We start from the raw sequence: 18,882 nt of genomic DNA on the forward strand, positions 1-18,882 counted from the left end.
TCTCTTCGCTGTCTCTATCATAGAAAAAATTTCTTAACATCTGCCAAGCAAAATTCTTAAGAATTTCTTAATATTTTATCTACCAATTCGATTCTCTTATTCTATCAAAGGAATATGCTGATCACATCCACATTTTTCTGCTTTTTTAATAAAAAAATTTAAAAAGGTTTTCATCAGCGACGATGAAAACCTTTTTTTCTATTGCTTTGCCTTTATTTGTTCCCGAATCTTCTCCAATTCTTCAAGGGACAATTCCCCTAATGACTCTTTAATTTCTTTTTCCATGCGCTTGCGGTTTTTCTCCCGGTATTGATTCCACCAGTCGCGAAGTCCTTCTGTTTGATCCAATATGTATTCAATGTCGATTTCTTCCACTTCATCATCGGAAATATACTCCATTACTGCTGCCAGCATCCGGTTTAATTTATCTTCTTCTCCTTCCTCCTTTTTCATATTCGTCGGTTCTTTTTTTTCTACTTCTTCACTAATCTCTACATCCTTGCGAGGCATTGTTCTCCTCCTGACTGTAATTCTATTTTTTCTATTATTTCCGTTAGACAGATCTCTATTCTCTCAGTGCAGGAAAAAGACAAATATATAGCGAATGTTTATAGTAATTTAATGTTTAAAGGAGTGGATAAAATGGAACCACGTCAGGAAGTTTTGTTTAAACAATTAGAAACCTATCGAAAGGAACTTTTAGGGGCCGTTGAATCGTTGACAGAAGAACAGGCAGAAATCATTCCAGCGAGGTTTAGGAATAATATCCGCTGGAATCTTGGTCACCTATATCTTGATCAGTTATTATGGATTGAGGCATTGACTAAAGTACCCACTGCTATCTCAAAACAATTCAATCAATGGTTTGGTTTCGGTACTACACCAGCCAACTTTACAGAAGAAACACCTTCTTTTACGGAATTAAAAGTACTTTTGCAGTCACAACCACAAGCCATATTAGAGAAGTACGGCGCTGATCTGGAAAAAGAATATCCCCCAATTGATATGGGAATGCAGACAATCGAACAAGTGCTGATTCGTACGATTTTTCACGAAGGCATGCATTTACAGGCGATTAATGATTTGAAAAAATTTATCTAACTAAAAATAGTCGGTCTCCAGCAAGTCTTGACTTTCCCAAGTCGCATTTATGTAGAGTAATATATCAGACTAATTGATTCCATAACAAGAGGGATATCCTCACCAGCTTGTACAAATGATTTAGTATACTTATAAACTATATGTTCAACAGCATGGTCAGTAAATAAAATAATCCTCTCCTATAGCAAATGTTAATATTGATCTATCTGAATGCAGCTGTTTTAAAAAGTTTTCTAAAGTTTATATGCAAACCAGATTCCTTGAGGATATTTATTAAACTCGTTATTGGCCATCATTTCTAATTTCAGCTTTTGAGGCGTGACCGATTAATTGGCTCTCGCACCCGCCTCAAAAGGAGAAATAGAAATTCGGGCGTTTTCATTTCCCTTAGTTAATACGATCCTTATTCTTTAAGGATTCCTTAATCTAACGAATAAAGATAAGTAATAATATGCTCCTGAGTCAGCAGATATTGCTACTACCGTCCTAAAATTAGAATCTGACTCTAGCTTTTGGAGGCATTGATAATCAGGATATATTTTTACTATTGTTTTTTGATATATTGATTGTATTATTTTTTATTAAATGAACTAATAACGCGATTAAAGGCAAAGCTGTTCCAATGAGCAATGGTACTTCACTATTAAATTTATAGTATGAATAACTTCCAATCCATGAACCAAATGCTCCTCCTAAAAAGAAAATAGTCATATATAATCCATTAAGTCTATTTCTTTCCTCGGGATTCAAACTAAAGATAACTTTTTGACCTAATAATAAATTTCCTGATACCCCAACATCGATGCTAATGCCTGAGATTAAGATCAAAATCACACTCAATGGTGAATGATCTTGAACAAAAAATAATAGAACGATAGATAATAGAACGAGTGCCATTGATACATTAGTCATTGAAAAAATATAGCCTTTATCTGCTAGTTTACCAATAGTAGGAGTTAATAAAGCACCAGCAATTGCAACAAATCCAATTAATGCAATTTCGTTATTTGAAAAATCTAATGGTTCAGACCTTAATAAAATTGGGAGTACCGTCCAATAAAGGCTAAATGCTGCAAATAAACATGCGTGATAAAAAGCTCTTTGTTGTAAAGGAGAAGTATTTATTAGCAGCTTCACCATAGAAGCAATTAAATTGGAATATGACATATTACTATTTGATACAACTTCATAATTAGGCAAAAATTTTAAAATGATCAGTAATACAGCAACAAGGATTATTAATGAAAATAGAAAAACCATTCTCCAGCCGTACCATTCAGTTATTCCGATAGATAGTGGGCGAGCAATCATAATTCCAATCAATAAGCCACTCATCACTTTGCCAACATATTTACCTGTCTCTTCAACAGATACAATCCTCATAGTTAGCGGAACTAATATTTGAGCTGCACAAGCCCCAATACCAATGATGATTGTTAATAACAAAAAGACAATTCCATTAGATGAAATCAGTGTACCAATTAATGAAATAACGGTAAACCCAATCAGAATAGTAATTATTTTTTTGCTTTTAAATAAGTCAGCCATTGGAACAATAAAAAATAATCCCAATCCATATCCAATTTGGGTCAAAGTAGTGAGCAATCCTGATAAATTAGAAGAGATGTTTAGATCTTTTACAATGAACTGTACGATTGGTTGAGCATAGTAAATATTAGCAGCAAGTGATCCGCAACTAATTGCCAAAATGAAAATTAGAAAATTTGTTTTTTTAATCAATTTTATCAATCCTTTTGTTTATTTTGGTACGATCGTTCCGAAATACTAAAAAAAGAAAGACTATAGGTCTGCAATAGTCTTATCCACTAGATTATAGGCTAGATTTTTCTCTTTTTTGTATCTGGACATTAAATTAATGCTATGATTTAAACTTAATAAAGAATATGCAACTAATTCAGAGTCAGCCTCCTGTGAAATTTCTCCTTTCTTTTTTCCTTCTTCAATGACTTGCTTAAATACTTTTTCTAATTCATTAAAATCATTTATAAGTATTTCTTCTATGGAAGGATCAATATGTCCAATAAGCAGTGAAGAATTAGTTATAATACAACTTTTTGGATTGTCATCTGAATAGCATTTTTCAATATGTTGATAAAAAAAAGATTTAAGTGATCCTTTAGTGTCTATTCCGCTAAAAAGTAAATTTCTTTTTCGGCGGCCATAGTTTTTATAATGTTCTAAAACCAGTTTAAATAGTTCATCCTTATCTCCAAAACTCTCATAGAGTGTTGATCGACTTATTCCCATCGTTTCAATAAGATCTGATATGTATGTAGCATCATAGCCTTTTTCCCAAAATAAATACATAGCTTTATTCATAGCCTGTTCTTTATTAAAACTAATCCTTCTCCCCAATTTATAACACCCCCATTCATATAAAGTAGTATAAAGCTTTCGGAACGAAGAGTCCAGAAAAACATATTTTTAATCAAATCTTACGTTAAGAGCGCCTTTCTGGAACAATGAAAAATGTTCTTTTGTGCTTTAGAATACATTGAATTAATAAATTTGCGACATAATGAGATGAAAAAGATGAGTTAATAAACTCACCTTTTTTCATACTGAACAGAGTAATATTAGTATGCTTGCACAGTGATGCATTCAAAAACTTCATAAGCATTTTAGCTGGGTTGGACAATTTTAGTTCAACCTCAAGACTTTCATTAGTTTCAATTTATTTAGTACAAATAGAACATTTTAATTGTTTATTTTTTATTCACAAAAGCACTATGTATAAATATTATGCTTTAAAATAATAGTGGTGCGCAGTTCGCATAAATAGTAAAAGAGTGATTTTCAGTAAACAACACTAAACAGAATAAGAAAGTACGCTTTTCATTTTTGACGAAGATTTGTTTAATAAAAGTACTAGAAAATAGTCGGTACCATACCTCCATCCATACGGATCGGAGAACCTTTGAAGGCGGATGCATAAGGGCTGCATATAAAGGCAGCTAATCTACCTATCTCGGCTGGTCTGATAAATCGCTGGATTTCAGACTGAGGTAGATTTGTGGTCATAAATTTTTTCTCTTTTTCTGAAAATGTCATATCTTCATTAGGATACATCCCCTCAATTATTTGATGAACATTTTCGGAGAGTGTTGGACCTGGCATAATCGTATTAACAGTGACTTCTTTTCCTATTGTTAATTTAGATAGACTTTTTGACAATGATAATAGCATTGTTTTTGTCATACAATATTGCGGCATTTGTCCCGAAGGCATAACTGCTTCTTCACTCGCAATAAAAATAATTCTACCAAAATTATTTTTTATCATTCTCGGTAAGTAAAATTTAGATAATCCATTTGCGGCAAGAACATTAGTATGGATATACTTTTCCCATACTTCATCGTTGACGTCCTCGTATTTCATTTTTTCATAAATCCCCGTATTGTTAACTAAAATATCAATTTGAGGATGCTTTTTAAATAATGCTTCCCTTTGTTGAATATCTACTATATCAGCAGTGGCATTTTGAGGGAAGGTATCAGGGAACTCTAGTTTAATTTCATTTACGGTTTGTTCCACCTCCTCGTAATTTCGGCCATTAATTAGTACATTAACACCTTCTTTTGCTAGTTCAATGGCAATTCCTTTGCCGATCCCTCTTGATGATCCAGTGACTAAAGCTGTTTTATTTTTTAAATCTAGCTGCATAATCCATTGCTCCTTTTAGTTTTAAGTGAATTCTAGTTATTATTAATAATTATCCGACTGATAATACAGTTCCAAAAGTAAACGATCAATTAATCAAGTTTAAACCGAGATATTCAGTGCGCCATTTTAAAGGAGTAGTACCTTCCCAAAGATGAAAGGCTCGATAGAACGAGCTTTGATCTTCATATCCAATTAAAAAGGCGACCTCTTTAATATCAAGTGAGGGGTCTGCCAGGTACTCTTTTGCCTGCTCATGTCGAACTTTTGTTAACAAATGCTTGAAGCTCGTGCCTTCTTCCGTAAGCCGCCGCTGCAAAGTACGATCGCTTAACCCTAACTCGCTCGCAATAGCCGGAATATCAGGGCGACCTCCTGTTAGGCTGCGTTTCATGATCCACTTGACTGTCTCAGTAATAGAAGGTCTGCGTACTTGCTCATTCAACGACTGTTCCAGTACGGGAGTCAATATTTCTAGCAATTCTGCATTGTATGAGACAAAGGGACGATTCAGATCTGCTCGATGTATAGTTAACCTGTTACAATTTGTACCGAGCTGAATTCGGCAGCCAAAGTAATCTTCAAGTAACTGTAGGTCGCCAATTGAATGGGTAGAAAATTCTACGAATCTTGCTGTCAAAGGTTGACCTGTACCCCGACGTCCCAGTTCGAGAAGAAATGCCATCGTAATACCAATTAATATGGTCAGACCGGGATGTTCACTATGCAATGATTTTATTTCAATTGTACAGTGTTCCCCTTCCTCGGTAATATGTAAGCTTTCAGGAGGGCACAGTTGTTTGTACCTAGCCATCCGCTTTAAGGCATCACGGTAGTCACGAGCATGGTAAGTTGCTAAGACAGTCGGAGGGAAATGATCTGTTTCAAAGGATGTCGCAAGCTTGATGATTCCTTTCGCAGTGTCGTCAACGAGATCGGAATAAGCCTGCCAAATCGCAAAATATTGGGCTGTGGTGACAACTGGATCAGAAACAATGGTGATTGGCAATTGTGCTTTTCCAACCATGTCGATGGCGTCTATCCCCAATTGACGTAATCCTGTCCAAAATCCTGCCGGAATTTTAATACGGTCAGAGGCATAAAACGTCATATATATGGTCCTCCTTTCTCTATTTACATTACTAATTTTAAATGTAATTATGTCCTTTTTTACAAATGGTACTGTTTAATAATACCTCTCCAATAGAGTCTTGTAACTAGCGAACTGTGACAAACCACTTGCAAAATACGCCAATATTATAAGCAGAAAGAATGGTCATAAAGTTTTTTATTAGTCGTTACTATACGATTTTTATTTCTTATGATTAGTGTATTTACTTTAAGAAATAAGGATATGAAAAACGGCCAGACAAAAATCTGGTCGTTTTCATGTTAATTACATATCTAATTGGATTGTTTTCTCTATACTCCAAAAAAGAACCCGTTATAATCCACCAGCAACCTTTTAAAAACTTTCCATTTAGTATTAACAACTTAGAGAGAAACCTATTATACTTGAAATCTTTTGTTCCTTTTACCTTGTTTTCAACTATTTATGTAAGTTGCCACGAGAAGACTTTAATACCATAAAAATAGCTATAGCTAATCCAAGTACTCCTACCCAGGTGATGGAACCTAGCGATACCTTTTCTACAAATATCCCACCAATTCCTGCCCCTGCAGCCATCGATAATTGCATCATTGACTGGTTTAGTCCTAGAAGTACTCCGGATGATTCTGGTTTTATGGTTGCCAAATTGAACTGTTGTGCTGGAGCTGATGTCCACGCAGCAAAGGACCACAATATTAGTATGATTACAACACCAACATAAGTGTGAGTGATTAATGATAAAAGAATAAGCATGACAATGTGCAGAATCATCGAACCTATTAATGTACGTGACACACCCCATTTGTCTGTGCTAAAACCACCGAATTTTGAGCCGAATAAACTAGCAACACCGAATATAAGCAGAACTCCACTTAATAATTTTTCATGGATACCTGAGATGTTCAAAAGATAAGGAGATAAGTATGTGTAAGCAACTGAATACCCGCCAAGCCAGAAAAAGGTGATGGATAAACCAATCGCTACTTTTCGATCCTTTAGGAGAGCAAGTTGTTGTCTCAACGGAACCGATTCATCTCCTTTTGTTGACGGTATTACGAATGAGATGATGATCATTGCTAATAACCCAAGGAACGCAATTCCGCCAAATACTGCTTTCCAGTTGAATGCATCTGTAATAATTCGTCCTAGTGGAACACCAATGATTAAAGATGCTGTAAATCCCATCACTACAGTAGCTATTGCACTACCTTGTTTACCTTCAGGTGCTATTTTTGCCGCGATAGTCAGAGCTGTAACGACGACCATTCCAGCGCCTAGTGCCATTATAATTCTTGAGAAAACAAATAAGGTGTAACCTGGCAATAAGAATGCAAATATGTTTGCTATCACAAACAAGCCCAGTGATACAATCATAAGCTTTCGTCTATCCATGCCTGATGTTAGTGCCATAAGAATGGGTGTAAAGATTGCATAGACAAGCGAGAATATCGTTATTAATTGTCCTGCAGCCGCCAAAGTGATTCCTAGTGAATCTGCAATGTTATCCAATACACCAGAGATAATATACTCCGATGTTCCAACTAAAAAACTAATAAGTGCTAAAATATAAATTTTAAATGTGTTAGACAAAATAATCTCTCCTTCGCATATTATATTTACATATCTAGAAAAGACGATATGTAAATGATAAATATAAACATATCGTGATATATCGATATGTTAGGTGTAAATAAAGCTGAATTCTTAGAGAGAATTCAGTTACATTTACTTTAGATCTCTTGCTCCAAAATAGCTGCAATATTTTTTATTGCTTCTTCATCTCTTTTGTAATACGTATACTTTCCAATACGCTCTGTCTTAATCAGCCCAGCTCGCAAAAGTATATTTAGGTATTGAGAAGCTGTTGATTGCGTCATTTTTAATTGCTCTGTTATTTGACTAACGCATACCCCTGTTTTTCTCATATCAATCCCTTCATGAGGTACAAAATGACGTTCAGGTTCTTTTAGCCAGTGTAAAATTTGCAGCCTTGATTCATTTGATAAGGCTTTAAAGATTTCAATAGGTTTCATGTTTTTTATTATATCTAAAGAATACGATATGTCAATTTGTATTTAATTGAATTTTACAGATGAGGGAAGTGTTATAAATAATCAACATCTATTCTTTCGTTAATAAAACAACTGCCAGTCTCCCGAAAATTGCTTTGTAGAGCTATTTATTCTTTTGTATACGACTTATCATATCAACTAATTTTTTTGTTAATGATAATTCCGTTGTTATCCATCTGACAAAACATTTGTATAATAGGTATCTTCCTTTAGTTTCTTTTCTCTTTCTAAGACTATACTTCTCCTTTCCACAAAAACATCCCCAGAGAATAAGACATACACTAAATATGGTCTAATTCTCGGGGGATTTCTTCTTCGTTACATTTTTATCTTAAAATCTCAGTAATACAGATTATTTTTTATTATCTTTTGCAATCTTCTTAATCAAAGCTGGCAGCCAATCATCCAAATTCGTAAACGTAAATCCTGCTTTTTCTGCCTTTTCCGTATTCATATACCATGATGCAGGAATGGCATACGGAGAGAAATCTTCTTCATCTCCGTCAAGGGTAATTTTTGCAGTATGTCCTGTAATCTTTTCGATTATTTGGATTAATTTTTTCATTGTAATTTTCCCATTTGCTGTCGCATTAAATGGCCCTTCCACCTCTGAAAAACCTGCCCACTTTAAAAATGCGGCCGCTTCCGAAGCAAGAATAAAGGACATTTCTGCCTCCATATTAACAAAGCCGATCGTTCTATCCTGTTGAATTCGCTCAACATGAAAATGCAGCCGGCGCGTGTAATCATCTTCCCCTAACACAATTGGAAATCTTACCGCTACAACGGGGAAATCCGCATACTGGAAAAATGCTGCTTCTGCCTGCCGCTTTCCTTCATCATAAACAAATTCGCTCTTATCTAGTTGTATTGGATAGTTGTATGGATGAAAATCTGCCTCTCTTTTTTCGTTTCCATCTACAGGATAAGTAGATAAAGAGGAAGTAAACACAAGCTTTCCTATTTTCCCATTAAATACTTCACAAAAGTCTTTTGCTTCATTAGGTGTATAACAGATATTGTCATAAACAATATCAAAGGTTTGACCTGCGAAATGATGTTGTAATTGTTCCTTTTTAGAACGATCAGCGATAATATGTTTCACTTCGTTGTCAAATGGATGACTTACAGTCCCTCGAGTCATAATCGTAACACGGTGTCCCTCTTTCAGCAGCAATTCCACAAGCTTCCTTCCAAAAAAACGCGTGCCGCCTAGCACTAATATATTTTTCATCTTTTTTTTCCTAATCTATGACATTAATTTAAAAATTCCATAGAAAGGAGCTAATTCCTCTTTTTCATTCACGATATTATTTCAATAAATCTATTATTTTGCAATAAAATATTCTATATTTACAATCTGTTCTTTTTGAATTATAGGTGTCACCCCTTGAACTATTTGATCCCCGTTATTCCACATTTCTGAATTACGCAATTTTGCTAAATCGAAAATTCTTTCCCAGCTTTGCTCCTTTGTAATAGTTAATTTACCATCGTCGAATAAAGTATCTTCCTCCTCATTCATAGGGCAAAAACCGTTATTTAGCACACAATGCCAAGCAGAAAAATCAGAAAACAGAATTTGGTTTTCTGGTATCTCGACTGTTAAACATACAGCTTTTGTTCCTTTATTAAAATGTCCTTCCGACTGTAAATTTGGTTTTGTCGTCCACAGCCAAATAGGATAGGAGCCATTATGATTCAGCCTCTTACCCATTTGTTCTATCATCCATCTATAAGAAGGGAGAAAGTCTATATCCACAAATTCTGCTTTTCCAGTTAAATAGCCAGTTTTATTTAATTGATTTACCACTTCGATTTCTTGGTTGGTGAAGTAAATAGGCATTTATCTATCAAGCTCCTTTTCTTTATTATAAAAGCTGTAAATACAGCCATCGAATAAAGGGCATTTCATTTCTTCTATTTCTGAAAAAGCTGCAATATGGTAATATTAAACAAAAAAGGATAAGAGATTATGTAAAACGGAATTTCTTTGGTGTTGGATCTTTTGTTATTTTTATTATATCGCTGATGGCTTTTATCGTTGTATTTTTTATGCGTGTCTCTATTCCAATACTCTTTCTATCATACTCATATGGCTTCTTCCTCTCATTGGGATTATCTCTGGTTTCTTAAAAAAAGGAGTCATTCAAATTAGCGCCTTATCGGCAATGTCCTTATCTTTTTCTTAACGGTATAGTACCGTTTGTTACTTCAATTTTTTGGAATGAACCTTAATTTCCCTTAGTTTCCCTTATATACTTTCTATTTAAGGCATTGATAACAGATAAAGCGGATTTTTTTCTATAGGAGAATTCTACTTTGATTTATTTTTAGCTCTTTATGTTTTTTCTTTGATAGAGTTATTACTATTAATTTGTTTGAATGGGGTTACGTTTATTTAAAAAAATGGTTAGGAGTGAGTCATGATGAATAAGTTACATGTATTGATAAAAATTTTGATTACTGGTTTAGGTCTTCTATTAATCTTAACAAACATTGATACTATCTGGTATAACATTTTTATTGTATTTGTCATTGTCTATCTTATCTATGATTTGCTTTTAAATATGTATCGCAAAAAGGATAATGGTCGAAAGCAATAAATTATTGCACTCTTCTATCATTATAGAGGATATGCTTGAAAAAAATGTCCCAAAATCATTAGTTAACATAATAATATTATTATAAATTATTCTAGTGACCTATCTCATCAAGATTCTTTCTTTACTCTTTTCTTGGCCATATAAAAATAGAATAATGGAAAGCTGGTGAAAGAATTGAACGAATTACCACTAAAGCAGTTAGAGAAAATAATTGGATCGCTTCTATCTATTTCTCTTGTTGCTGAACAAGGCAGTACTTCTACCGTGTATCAAATGCTGGCCAGAAGTGGCACCTACATACTAAAAAGCGCTTTTGATGAAAAATATCGAGATTGGCTTCAGACAGAAGCATGTGTTTTAGAAAAATTAATCGGGAAAGAATTTATTCCTGTTCCGTATTACTATGGATTTATAAAGGAACAAGCCAGCAGTCATTTGATCATGTCTTATGAACAAGGGATTACCTTAACAGCTGCTTTAAACCAAGCAAAAACAGACACAGAGAAATGTGCTTTAATCCAAAGCTTTGGTCAACTTTTACATAATCTGCATACTACAGAAATAATGGATCCATTTCATCATGTAGGTGAATGGCTATCTGAACGTCTCCTAAAAGCGGAGTATTATGTTAAAAAAGGATGGACAGAAGGATCCAATGACCTTCTCACTTTGTTGAAAAATAATAAGCCAGCGCCAATAAACCAAACGATTATACATGGAGATTGCACAACAGACAATGTTCTTGTTGTGAATGGCGCTGCAACAAAGTTCATTGATGTCGCTGGCATGACAGTTGGTGATCCCCGCTATGATGAAGCATTAGCCATTAGAAGCTTTGTTCATAATAACAGGTTTATAGAAGCCTTTTATGCACGCTATAAACATTATCAGATTACCATGGATGAATTTCGATATTTTGACGAAGGGTTGTATGAATTTTTTTAATATGTAAACAAATTGGTTGATTAGTTCCACACTAAATAAAGGGATTAAAATGTACTCTCAGCAAGGACATTTTAATCCCTTTTGTCTTTTTGTGGTGCCAGGCACTCTTAATGGACACTTTTAATAATTCGTTGTTCAAACCCTTTTGTAAGTGGCACGACGATGATGCCGGCGATGACAAGTTGCATGATATTACCTGGCACGGAGCCGAATGGCTGGATCCAGTTGCCATAAAGGATTACTTCTGTAAAATAGTAGCCGACAACTTTGATGATCATGGCAACAGCAACTGCCATTATATATACAAAAGACTTTTTGCCAGGCATCTTCTCCGCAATAAGTCCTGCTATATATCCCATAGTACCAACAATTATAAATGTAAATGGAGCCCATAATGTCCAGCCTGACATAATATCAAATAAAGCCATTCCAAAAGCGCCTACAATCGCACCAGATTTCTTGCCAAAAAGAAATGCAGCAATCAAAAACGGCACGTTACCCAAATGGATTAGTCCCCCATTTCCCATCAGTGGCAGCCTGATGTTGATAAACATTGTAGCAAGAAACGTTAAAGTAATAAAAAGTGCATTGAGAACTAGGATTCTCGTTTTGTTTTGTTTTGTCGTAAACATGCAAAATTCTCCTCTTCCTTCAAGTATTTGTTATTCAGTTTAAAAAAAGAATATCCTCTTCTTCATGATTACTAGTATAATAAAATCTGACAATATAAAAAGTGTCAATTTTTATAAAAATAACGTGGTCAGAAAGGATACTTCCCGAATGGATATGCTTATGTTTGAATTGAATAAAAACACAACAAAACCCTTATATGAGCAGCTATATATGGGAATCAAATCTGCTATTTTAAGCCAACAAATTGAAGTTGGAACGCAACTCCCCTCCAAAAAAAAATTGGCCGATTTTTTAAACATCAGCCAAACAACTATCGAAGTGGCATATGCTCAGCTGGTTGCAGAGGGATTTATTGTCTCAAAACCACGGATTGGTTTTTTTGTAGAGGATATAAACGAATTACCTTATATTGAAACAGAAAATGTTGAGTTGCCTATGGAGGATATAGAGAAAGAAATGATCCGAATTGACTTTCATCCTGGAAAAATCGACACAGATTCCTTTCCTTTTTCCCAGTGGAGAAAGTATGCAAAAAATTTATATGATACACCGTCAAAGGAGTTGCTACAGATTGGAGAACCACAAGGGGAATACACTTTACGGGCGGAAATAGCCAAATACCTATATCAATCGCGTGGGATAATATGTAAACCAGAGCAAATTGTGATTGGGTCAGGAACAGAACAACTCTTTCCTATGATTTTAAAGTTGCTTGAAAAAGATTCAACCTTAGCCCTTGAAAATCCTGGCTATTCAGCAAGCCCTAGAATTCAACTGCAAAATAAAGCCATCCCTATTCCAGTTGATGAAGACGGATTGATGGTGGATCAACTGGAAAAAACAAAGGCGAATGTGGTCTATATTACACCTTCTCACCAATTTCCGACAGGTGCCGTTCTTTCCGCCACAAGGAGAACACAGTTAATGCAGTGGGCAGCCAAAAGTAAAAATCGCTACATTATTGAAGACGATTACGACAGCGAGTTTCGTTACACTGGTAAACCCATTCCCGCCTTACACGGGATGGACCAAAACAATAAGGTGATTTATCTAAGTACGTTCACCAAGTCATTAATGCCTTCATTGCGATTGGCCTATTTTCTTTTGCCTTCTACATTGTTGAAGAAATATAAGGAAACATTCAGTTATTATTCGGCAACTGTACCAAGGTTTGACCAGCATATAGTAGCCAGCTTCATGAGAGACGGTTATTTTTCAAAACACTTAAATCGTATGCGGAAAATTTATCGTAAAAAACTTGATAAACTGATCCATATCTTTAAAACAGATTATCCAGAAGTCATCATCACTGGAGATCAAGCCGGGATGCATATTTTAATTTCCCTACCCTTGCCCAAAAGTGAAAATGAGCTAAAAGCTATCGCAGCAAAAAGCCATATCTCCATTTATCCATTAAGCGATTATCTTATAAAACCAATTGAATATAAGTATCCAACATTCCTGTTAGGGTTTGGAGGCATTCCATTAGAAAAAATCGAGGAAAGCATACACCAATTAATGCAATGCTGGAAAATGGAAAAATAATTCAGCTTGTACTAACTCTAGCTAGAATCTCTATTTAATTTAAACTATTGCACAGTATTATATAAGAAGTAGTGTTCATTTTTCTATTAACTAGATTATTGAATAATAAAGAAAACGTCTAATCCTTATTTAGCAAGGTTTAGACGTTTAATGATTTAAGCATTAATACAATAAGTACAATCCAACGAACGATACATTAGCTGCCATGACTAGAAAGGCGTCTGTAATATGTATTTTTGAAATCCAGCTTTATAAAAGTAGGATCTAACTTCAAGCTTTAAAGCACATGTTAGTTTAAGTGAATAACCTCACAATCTTTTGTTTAGAGTATAAAAAAGACAACTTCTTACATTAGAAACGAGCCAGTTTATTTAATAAGCAATACGTACTTTTTTCATATTTCATTGACAAAAGTTAAAGTATTGAATATAGTTTTATTAAATTAGTTTTAACAAAACTATAGAAGGGAGCTTGATAATGAATGTATGAACTTCTTGTACTTTCGTTATTAATGAAATTTCCATTACATGCATATCTTATCTCAAAAATATCAAATGACACCATTGGTCCATGGGAGCAGGTGAGCAGAGGAACTCTTTCAACATTGCTTAATAAATTAGAGAAAGCTGGTCTGATTCAAGAATCTGATCCAGCCACTGTCCCTTTTCCTACCGATCGGCCAAGTCGTACTTTCGAAATAACGAATAAAGGTAAATCACGTTTTTTTGAGTTGATGATGGATACAAAAAAAAATCTTGGAAATTACCAAAAAATTTTTCACATAAAGGCCATCTACTTTGAATTTCTAAACGAAGAAGATCAACTCTATTTGGTTCATCACTATATAAAATATTGTCAAACAGCAATTGATCATATCAAGGCCCAACAATTAGAATTTGATGAAAATCCTGAGCATGTTAAGTCAATGCATCGTACCTCATTTTATACGACCATAGAAAGTTTAATGCACCTAAATGCAGAGCAATGGAATCTAGAAAAACAATGGGCAACTAATTTTAAAGAACAGATTAAGATGAGCATAAAAAACGATAAGAGAAAGGAACATTCAAATGACACAAAAATGGAAAACAGATAAAGAAGCCATACACTTTTTATTTAATGAAATGTTTTCGGCATGGAGTCATGGAGATGGCGAAGCATTTGCGAATTGCTTTACGGAAGATGTTGACTATGTTACTTTTTTCGGACAGCATTTAAAAGGAAAAAAAGAAGTAGAGAGATCACATCAGGATTTATTTAATGGTGTCTTAAAGGGATCACAAATGCAAGGACGAATTACGAGCATTCGTTTCCTAAATGATGAACTAGCAATTGTTCACTGTATAGGAAATACAAAAATGTCAAACCAAAAAAATTATAATAAGAAAAGAGAATCTATCAATACTAATGTAATAGCCAAACAAAATGGGGAATGGAAGATCTCTGCTTTTCACAACTGTCGAATCAAAGAGCCAAACTTTTTTATTAAATGGCTTTTGAAAAAAGGTAAAAAAAAGAGTGAAAAAAGCTAAGTTGAATGTATGTTTAAAGACGGTTTTCCTGGTATCTAAAATTGTTATCCATTATGACTAGTTATAAACTCATTATGCCTAAACCGGTTCTATCCTAAACAAAAGGGGAGCGCCGGTTTCGTCTCTCTTGAATAATATCTGGCTCTAAAAAAAGCTATGAACGATTAAACTGCAAGTTAGCACAAGAAGTAAACGGGAGCGCCACAGCCATTCCATCTTTAACGAAAGCATTCGTTGAATAAGGGTGTTACTGTTTAATTCATCATTTTCTTCAGATATTTAATTAATAAACTCCTCTAAACTAGCTGCATATTCGTCTAATTCCCTTGTTTCGTGATTCCAGAGAAAAATGGTATCTTCAATTTTTCTGTTCACTTTTTTAAAGCACAGTAGATCTCCCGAACCATCATCACCAATTGCAATAAGGTCTTCAGACATTCTTTCATCTCTTGCTTCCTTATTTTGTCTAACAACATCGTCCCATGTTTTTTTAGAATTTATTTGGGTTTTAATAGGATAGAGAATCCATTCATCGATTTCTACATTATTTACTAACTTAAAAAGTTCTTTGTACTTATTTAGAGGCCCATTTGACTGCTTGTACCTCTTCAGTCTGTATTGTCAATTCATTCAAATCTAATTCATATTCAATTAAATAATAATCATCAAAGCCATGTTCAAAGTTAATAGTAAATTGTAGACGAATCCTTTCAAAGTTATTATGAATTCCCCAATTCCTCGAATAGCTCGCTTGAAGCAGCCTGCTGACTGTATCACCTGCAACAGCACTACCACCACAAGTGATATTCCAAAGGTTCGACCACCCTTGCTTAAAGGGCTGACGTTGCTGAATCTTTTGAATTAAATATACATATGTGTACTATTAAATAGAACTCTCCTGGTTTCATTTCATCCTCCCTGAGCTATTTGTTTCTCTATTTTATTACGATACTTATCAAATAAATCCCACTTTTCCATTGCAAAAATCCTTATGTATATTATTGTAATAAGATTCCCAGTATACTATATAATCAGATTATCATAATGAATTTCACAATAGATATTTAAAGATTTGGAATAAAGTTAAGTAACTTTCCCATAACGACGATTAGGAACATTTATTACTTCGAGTTGAAAGTCCGCAAAAAACTGACCATCGTTTTATCGAGCTAATGCCCCCTTTAGTTGAAGTACATTTCTTTACAAACTTGGTTGCCTTTTTAAATAAAATTTGTTTATTTATTAAGGAAATGCATCCCTGACAACTATACCTCTCTTTAGCAATCCATAACATTCTTAATTATTGTTACAACATCTTTCAAATATGAACCAGAGTGTGGTACGAAATCTTCTTTTGTAACACTTTTTGTAATTTCTAACTTTTCATCATACGTATTAATTATGAAACCATTTACAGTAATTTCAGTTCTCTTCTCAAAAACAAAATCATAAAAATTTTTGAATTTGGTTCTTACAATGCCAGATACTTCTTCTTTTTGAAGTTTATATACAGGTTCTTCATTTACTCTATACATATATACATTGCCAAATTCTTTATCAATAAAATTTTCAGTAATAATACAATCCTTTATAACACCTATTAATTCTAAATCTTCCATTGATACATCCATGCCTAATTCTTCTTTTATTTCCCTAATACCCTCTCCAACAGTTTCATTGGCCAAGATATGACCAGCAGCCGTAATATCCAATAAATTAGGAAAATCATTTTTAACCTTACTACGTAATTGAAAATATATATAATCTATATTATTTTCATTTTTTAAAAACCAACAATGAAAGGTATCGTGCCAGTAACCTTTTTGGTGAACGATATCACGACTAGTTATGCCTAATGGATTTTTTTGTTCATCGTAAATTTTTATCATTTCAATACTCATAAATTACCCCCTATTAACTCAATAATCATTTTATTTTCTTATAAAATGCAGAATAAACCAATATTTATAAATTCTTTACTGACTAATCTGCCATTATAGCAAGATCAAGAAAGAGTGCCGTTGCTTCATAGTATCTATTAGTCATTAAAAAAAGGCTCCCTCTTTTTCATTGACTCCTTTGTCAATAAATCGTAGCATTCCTTTTCCAACAGATATAACATCTTCTTGATTAAAAATAATACAAGCTGTTCCTCCAACATACTTCTCACATTCAAACTCACCAAGAACTGTCACGTACCCCTTTTCAAAATGATAAATGAGTTCACCGTCATGTTCCTCTATAGCACTTAATTCGTTGTGTAAATATGCTCTAATCGGTTTATCGTATAATTTCATATGGATCACACCTTTTTTGTATTCATAAGTTTAATACCAAGCAGCCTGCCGCTTCAGTACCATAATGGATAAAAAAGCATTCATCCGTCTTGGATCAATGCCCCTAGTCTAAGTACAATTCTTCCCTTACTTTAATTTATTCCAATCATGCTGCCTCTTTTTTCCTATATTAAGCAAGTTACCCTTTGAGCAAACTATATATTGATATAATTATAATCCTGATCTATATGCTTTCTTGTAACAATTTCATTTTCATCTAAGCCATTACATATTGCAAAAAAACCTTCATTAGTTTCAAAACCGACGCCAATCAATTGTTCCATCCATTGAATAATTTCAACAGTATTTATTTCTTTCTTTAAAAATTTATTAAGCTCTACCAATTTGTTCTTTTTCCAAACTAGTTTTCTACCAAAGTAATTAATCTCTTGTAACAGGTCAATGTGGTCAAAAGTTACAGCATATTGATTAGTCTTGTATGCACATAGTTCTAACTGGCAAGTTTTAAATTTTAATATTACTGGCAGGTCATTAAACCATTCATCATTAATACTATCCCAGGACACCCATAGTTCTTCTATTGTTTGCCCTTTCAGAGATTCCAGCTTACATTTATATTCAGCTATGATTCCAAACGATTCTTCATACAATTTGGGATTGTAATTTTTTATTCCGAAAATAACAATTCCCTCCTTCTCCATTTTCCTTTATAACTAAATTTCCTAAGTTAATCCCGTTTGTCACATAATACATTTATTATAGAAATACAGCTCCTGATAATAACAAAAAGAAAAAAATGTGCCTGATAGTTCAAGAAAAATGAACAAATTTTAGATCTCTGCCAACAAAACTAGAAGACGGAGGTTGTAGTCCCAATTCTCTCGACCAAACTGAAAGTTGTCCGATATGATGAATTTCGTGTGCAATAATATGGTGAATTATATCATTTACAGCGTATTTCTTTTCATCCCAAGGGACACTGACACTCTGTTCCTTCAAGTCATCTATGTTTCTCAAATATTCAGCGATTTCCTTCCGTAATTTATCTGAAAGAGCTTTAACCTTTTCAAGTGTATTATAGTCATCAAACTGAAATACTACATCCTCTTTCCCTTTAATACCACGAATCCAACTATATTCCACATCAATTATATGGAAAAGTGTAAATAAAATATTTCCTACTCCGCCAATACGATTTTTTAATAACTCTTTAATTGTTAATTGATTACACCAGTCAAACCATTCATCTCTTACTTGCCAGTTATATTCAAAGAATTTTATCAATATTTTGAACACCCCTAATTTAGTTTAATACAATACTATAAATGTCAACACAAATATGTACATTTTCGCTCGGTT

20 protein-coding genes and 1 pseudogene are annotated in these 18,882 nt (G+C 33.8%); 6 read left to right on the forward strand and 15 right to left on the reverse strand.

The window, feature by feature from the left end; genetic code table 11:
- Positions 1-198: 198 nt before the first annotated feature.
- Positions 199-510: a hypothetical protein gene (locus tag BCI01S_RS18200; RefSeq protein WP_047940197.1), complete on the reverse strand. Its 312-nt coding sequence runs from the start codon at positions 508-510 to the stop codon at positions 199-201.
- 132 nt (positions 511-642) lie between these two features.
- On the opposite strand from BCI01S_RS18200, the gene BCI01S_RS18205 reads away from it, so the two are divergent.
- Entirely contained in the window at positions 643-1,101 is a 459-nt protein-coding gene (locus BCI01S_RS18205; RefSeq protein WP_047940196.1) for a DinB family protein, read from the forward strand.
- 528 nt (positions 1,102-1,629) lie between these two features.
- On the opposite strand, the gene BCI01S_RS18210 is transcribed toward BCI01S_RS18205, so the two are convergent.
- The 8 genes from BCI01S_RS18210 to BCI01S_RS18245 form a co-directional block, all read right to left on the reverse strand.
- Positions 1,630-2,841 carry an MFS transporter gene (locus BCI01S_RS18210; protein ID WP_061800549.1) on the reverse strand — a complete coding sequence of 404 codons (1,212 nt, stop codon included), beginning with the start codon at positions 2,839-2,841 and terminating at the stop codon, positions 1,630-1,632.
- Between the two features lie 60 nt (positions 2,842-2,901).
- Positions 2,902-3,477, reverse strand: coding sequence for a TetR/AcrR family transcriptional regulator (locus BCI01S_RS18215; RefSeq protein ID WP_061800551.1), 576 nt, complete (start codon positions 3,475-3,477; stop codon positions 2,902-2,904).
- Between the two features lie 513 nt (positions 3,478-3,990).
- A complete protein-coding gene (locus BCI01S_RS18220) occupies positions 3,991-4,785 on the reverse strand; it encodes an SDR family NAD(P)-dependent oxidoreductase (protein WP_061800553.1) in 795 nt (264 codons plus the stop codon).
- Between the two features lie 85 nt (positions 4,786-4,870).
- Entirely contained in the window at positions 4,871-5,893 is a 1,023-nt protein-coding gene (locus BCI01S_RS18225; RefSeq protein WP_061800555.1) for a helix-turn-helix transcriptional regulator, read from the reverse strand.
- Between the two features lie 438 nt (positions 5,894-6,331).
- On the reverse strand, positions 6,332-7,483 hold the full coding sequence (locus tag BCI01S_RS18230; protein ID WP_061800557.1) for an MFS transporter: 1,152 nt from the start codon (positions 7,481-7,483) through the stop codon (positions 6,332-6,334).
- A 140-nt stretch (positions 7,484-7,623) separates the two neighbouring features.
- Entirely contained in the window at positions 7,624-7,926 is a 303-nt protein-coding gene (locus BCI01S_RS18235) for an ArsR/SmtB family transcription factor (protein ID WP_047940192.1), read from the reverse strand.
- A gap of 391 nt (positions 7,927-8,317) precedes the next feature.
- On the reverse strand, positions 8,318-9,199 hold the full coding sequence (locus BCI01S_RS18240) for an NAD-dependent epimerase/dehydratase family protein (RefSeq protein ID WP_047940191.1): 882 nt from the start codon (positions 9,197-9,199) through the stop codon (positions 8,318-8,320).
- Between the two features lie 93 nt (positions 9,200-9,292).
- On the reverse strand, positions 9,293-9,811 hold the full coding sequence (locus BCI01S_RS18245; protein ID WP_082810093.1) for a DUF3841 domain-containing protein: 519 nt from the start codon (positions 9,809-9,811) through the stop codon (positions 9,293-9,295).
- Positions 9,812-10,391: 580 nt separating this feature from the next.
- On the opposite strand from BCI01S_RS18245, the gene BCI01S_RS25375 reads away from it, so the two are divergent.
- A complete protein-coding gene (locus BCI01S_RS25375) occupies positions 10,392-10,571 on the forward strand; it encodes a hypothetical protein (protein ID WP_156485460.1) in 180 nt (59 codons plus the stop codon).
- A 165-nt stretch (positions 10,572-10,736) separates the two neighbouring features.
- Entirely contained in the window at positions 10,737-11,516 is a 780-nt protein-coding gene (locus BCI01S_RS18250) for a phosphotransferase (RefSeq protein WP_235844538.1), read from the forward strand.
- Between the two features lie 107 nt (positions 11,517-11,623).
- Here BCI01S_RS18250 and BCI01S_RS18255 read toward each other — a convergent pair whose 3' ends face one another.
- Positions 11,624-12,148: an ECF transporter S component gene (locus BCI01S_RS18255; RefSeq protein WP_047940189.1), complete on the reverse strand. Its 525-nt coding sequence runs from the start codon at positions 12,146-12,148 to the stop codon at positions 11,624-11,626.
- A 148-nt stretch (positions 12,149-12,296) separates the two neighbouring features.
- Between BCI01S_RS18255 and pdxR the strand changes: the two genes are divergently transcribed.
- The 3 genes from pdxR to BCI01S_RS18270 all read left to right on the forward strand — a co-directional run bounded on the left by pdxR (position 12,297) and on the right by BCI01S_RS18270 (position 15,226).
- Complete coding sequence (gene pdxR / locus BCI01S_RS18260; RefSeq protein WP_172885233.1) at positions 12,297-13,694, forward strand: MocR-like pyridoxine biosynthesis transcription factor PdxR; 1,398 nt, start codon at positions 12,297-12,299, stop codon at positions 13,692-13,694.
- Positions 13,695-14,175: 481 nt separating this feature from the next.
- Positions 14,176-14,790, forward strand: coding sequence for a PadR family transcriptional regulator (locus BCI01S_RS18265; RefSeq protein WP_053215551.1), 615 nt, complete (start codon positions 14,176-14,178; stop codon positions 14,788-14,790).
- Complete coding sequence (locus BCI01S_RS18270) at positions 14,765-15,226, forward strand: SgcJ/EcaC family oxidoreductase (protein WP_047940188.1); 462 nt, start codon at positions 14,765-14,767, stop codon at positions 15,224-15,226. Before BCI01S_RS18265 ends, BCI01S_RS18270 begins: the two co-directional genes overlap by 26 nt.
- Before the next feature lie 279 nt (positions 15,227-15,505).
- On the opposite strand, the pseudogene BCI01S_RS18275 reads toward BCI01S_RS18270, so the two are convergent.
- The 5 genes and pseudogenes from BCI01S_RS18275 to BCI01S_RS18295 all read right to left on the reverse strand — a co-directional run.
- Positions 15,506-15,802 (reverse strand): annotated as a pseudogene (locus BCI01S_RS18275) (SMI1/KNR4 family protein); the annotation flags it as partial.
- A gap of 701 nt (positions 15,803-16,503) precedes the next feature.
- On the reverse strand, positions 16,504-17,127 hold the full coding sequence (locus tag BCI01S_RS18280; protein WP_047940186.1) for an NUDIX hydrolase: 624 nt from the start codon (positions 17,125-17,127) through the stop codon (positions 16,504-16,506).
- A gap of 144 nt (positions 17,128-17,271) precedes the next feature.
- A complete protein-coding gene (locus BCI01S_RS18285) occupies positions 17,272-17,523 on the reverse strand; it encodes a hypothetical protein (protein ID WP_047940185.1) in 252 nt (83 codons plus the stop codon).
- Positions 17,524-17,717: 194 nt separating this feature from the next.
- The gene (locus BCI01S_RS18290) at positions 17,718-18,224 is read right to left on the reverse strand and encodes a hypothetical protein (protein ID WP_061800561.1); all 507 of its coding nucleotides are present in this window, start codon (positions 18,222-18,224) and stop codon (positions 17,718-17,720) included.
- Positions 18,225-18,333: 109 nt separating this feature from the next.
- Positions 18,334-18,807 carry a DinB family protein gene (locus BCI01S_RS18295; protein ID WP_144545915.1) on the reverse strand — a complete coding sequence of 158 codons (474 nt, stop codon included), beginning with the start codon at positions 18,805-18,807 and terminating at the stop codon, positions 18,334-18,336.
- Positions 18,808-18,882: the final 75 nt, after the last annotated feature.

It is taken from the genome of Niallia circulans NBRC 13626 (genome assembly GCF_001591585.1).
Taxonomy (GTDB): Bacteria; Bacillota; Bacilli; order Bacillales; family Cytobacillaceae; genus Niallia; species Niallia circulans.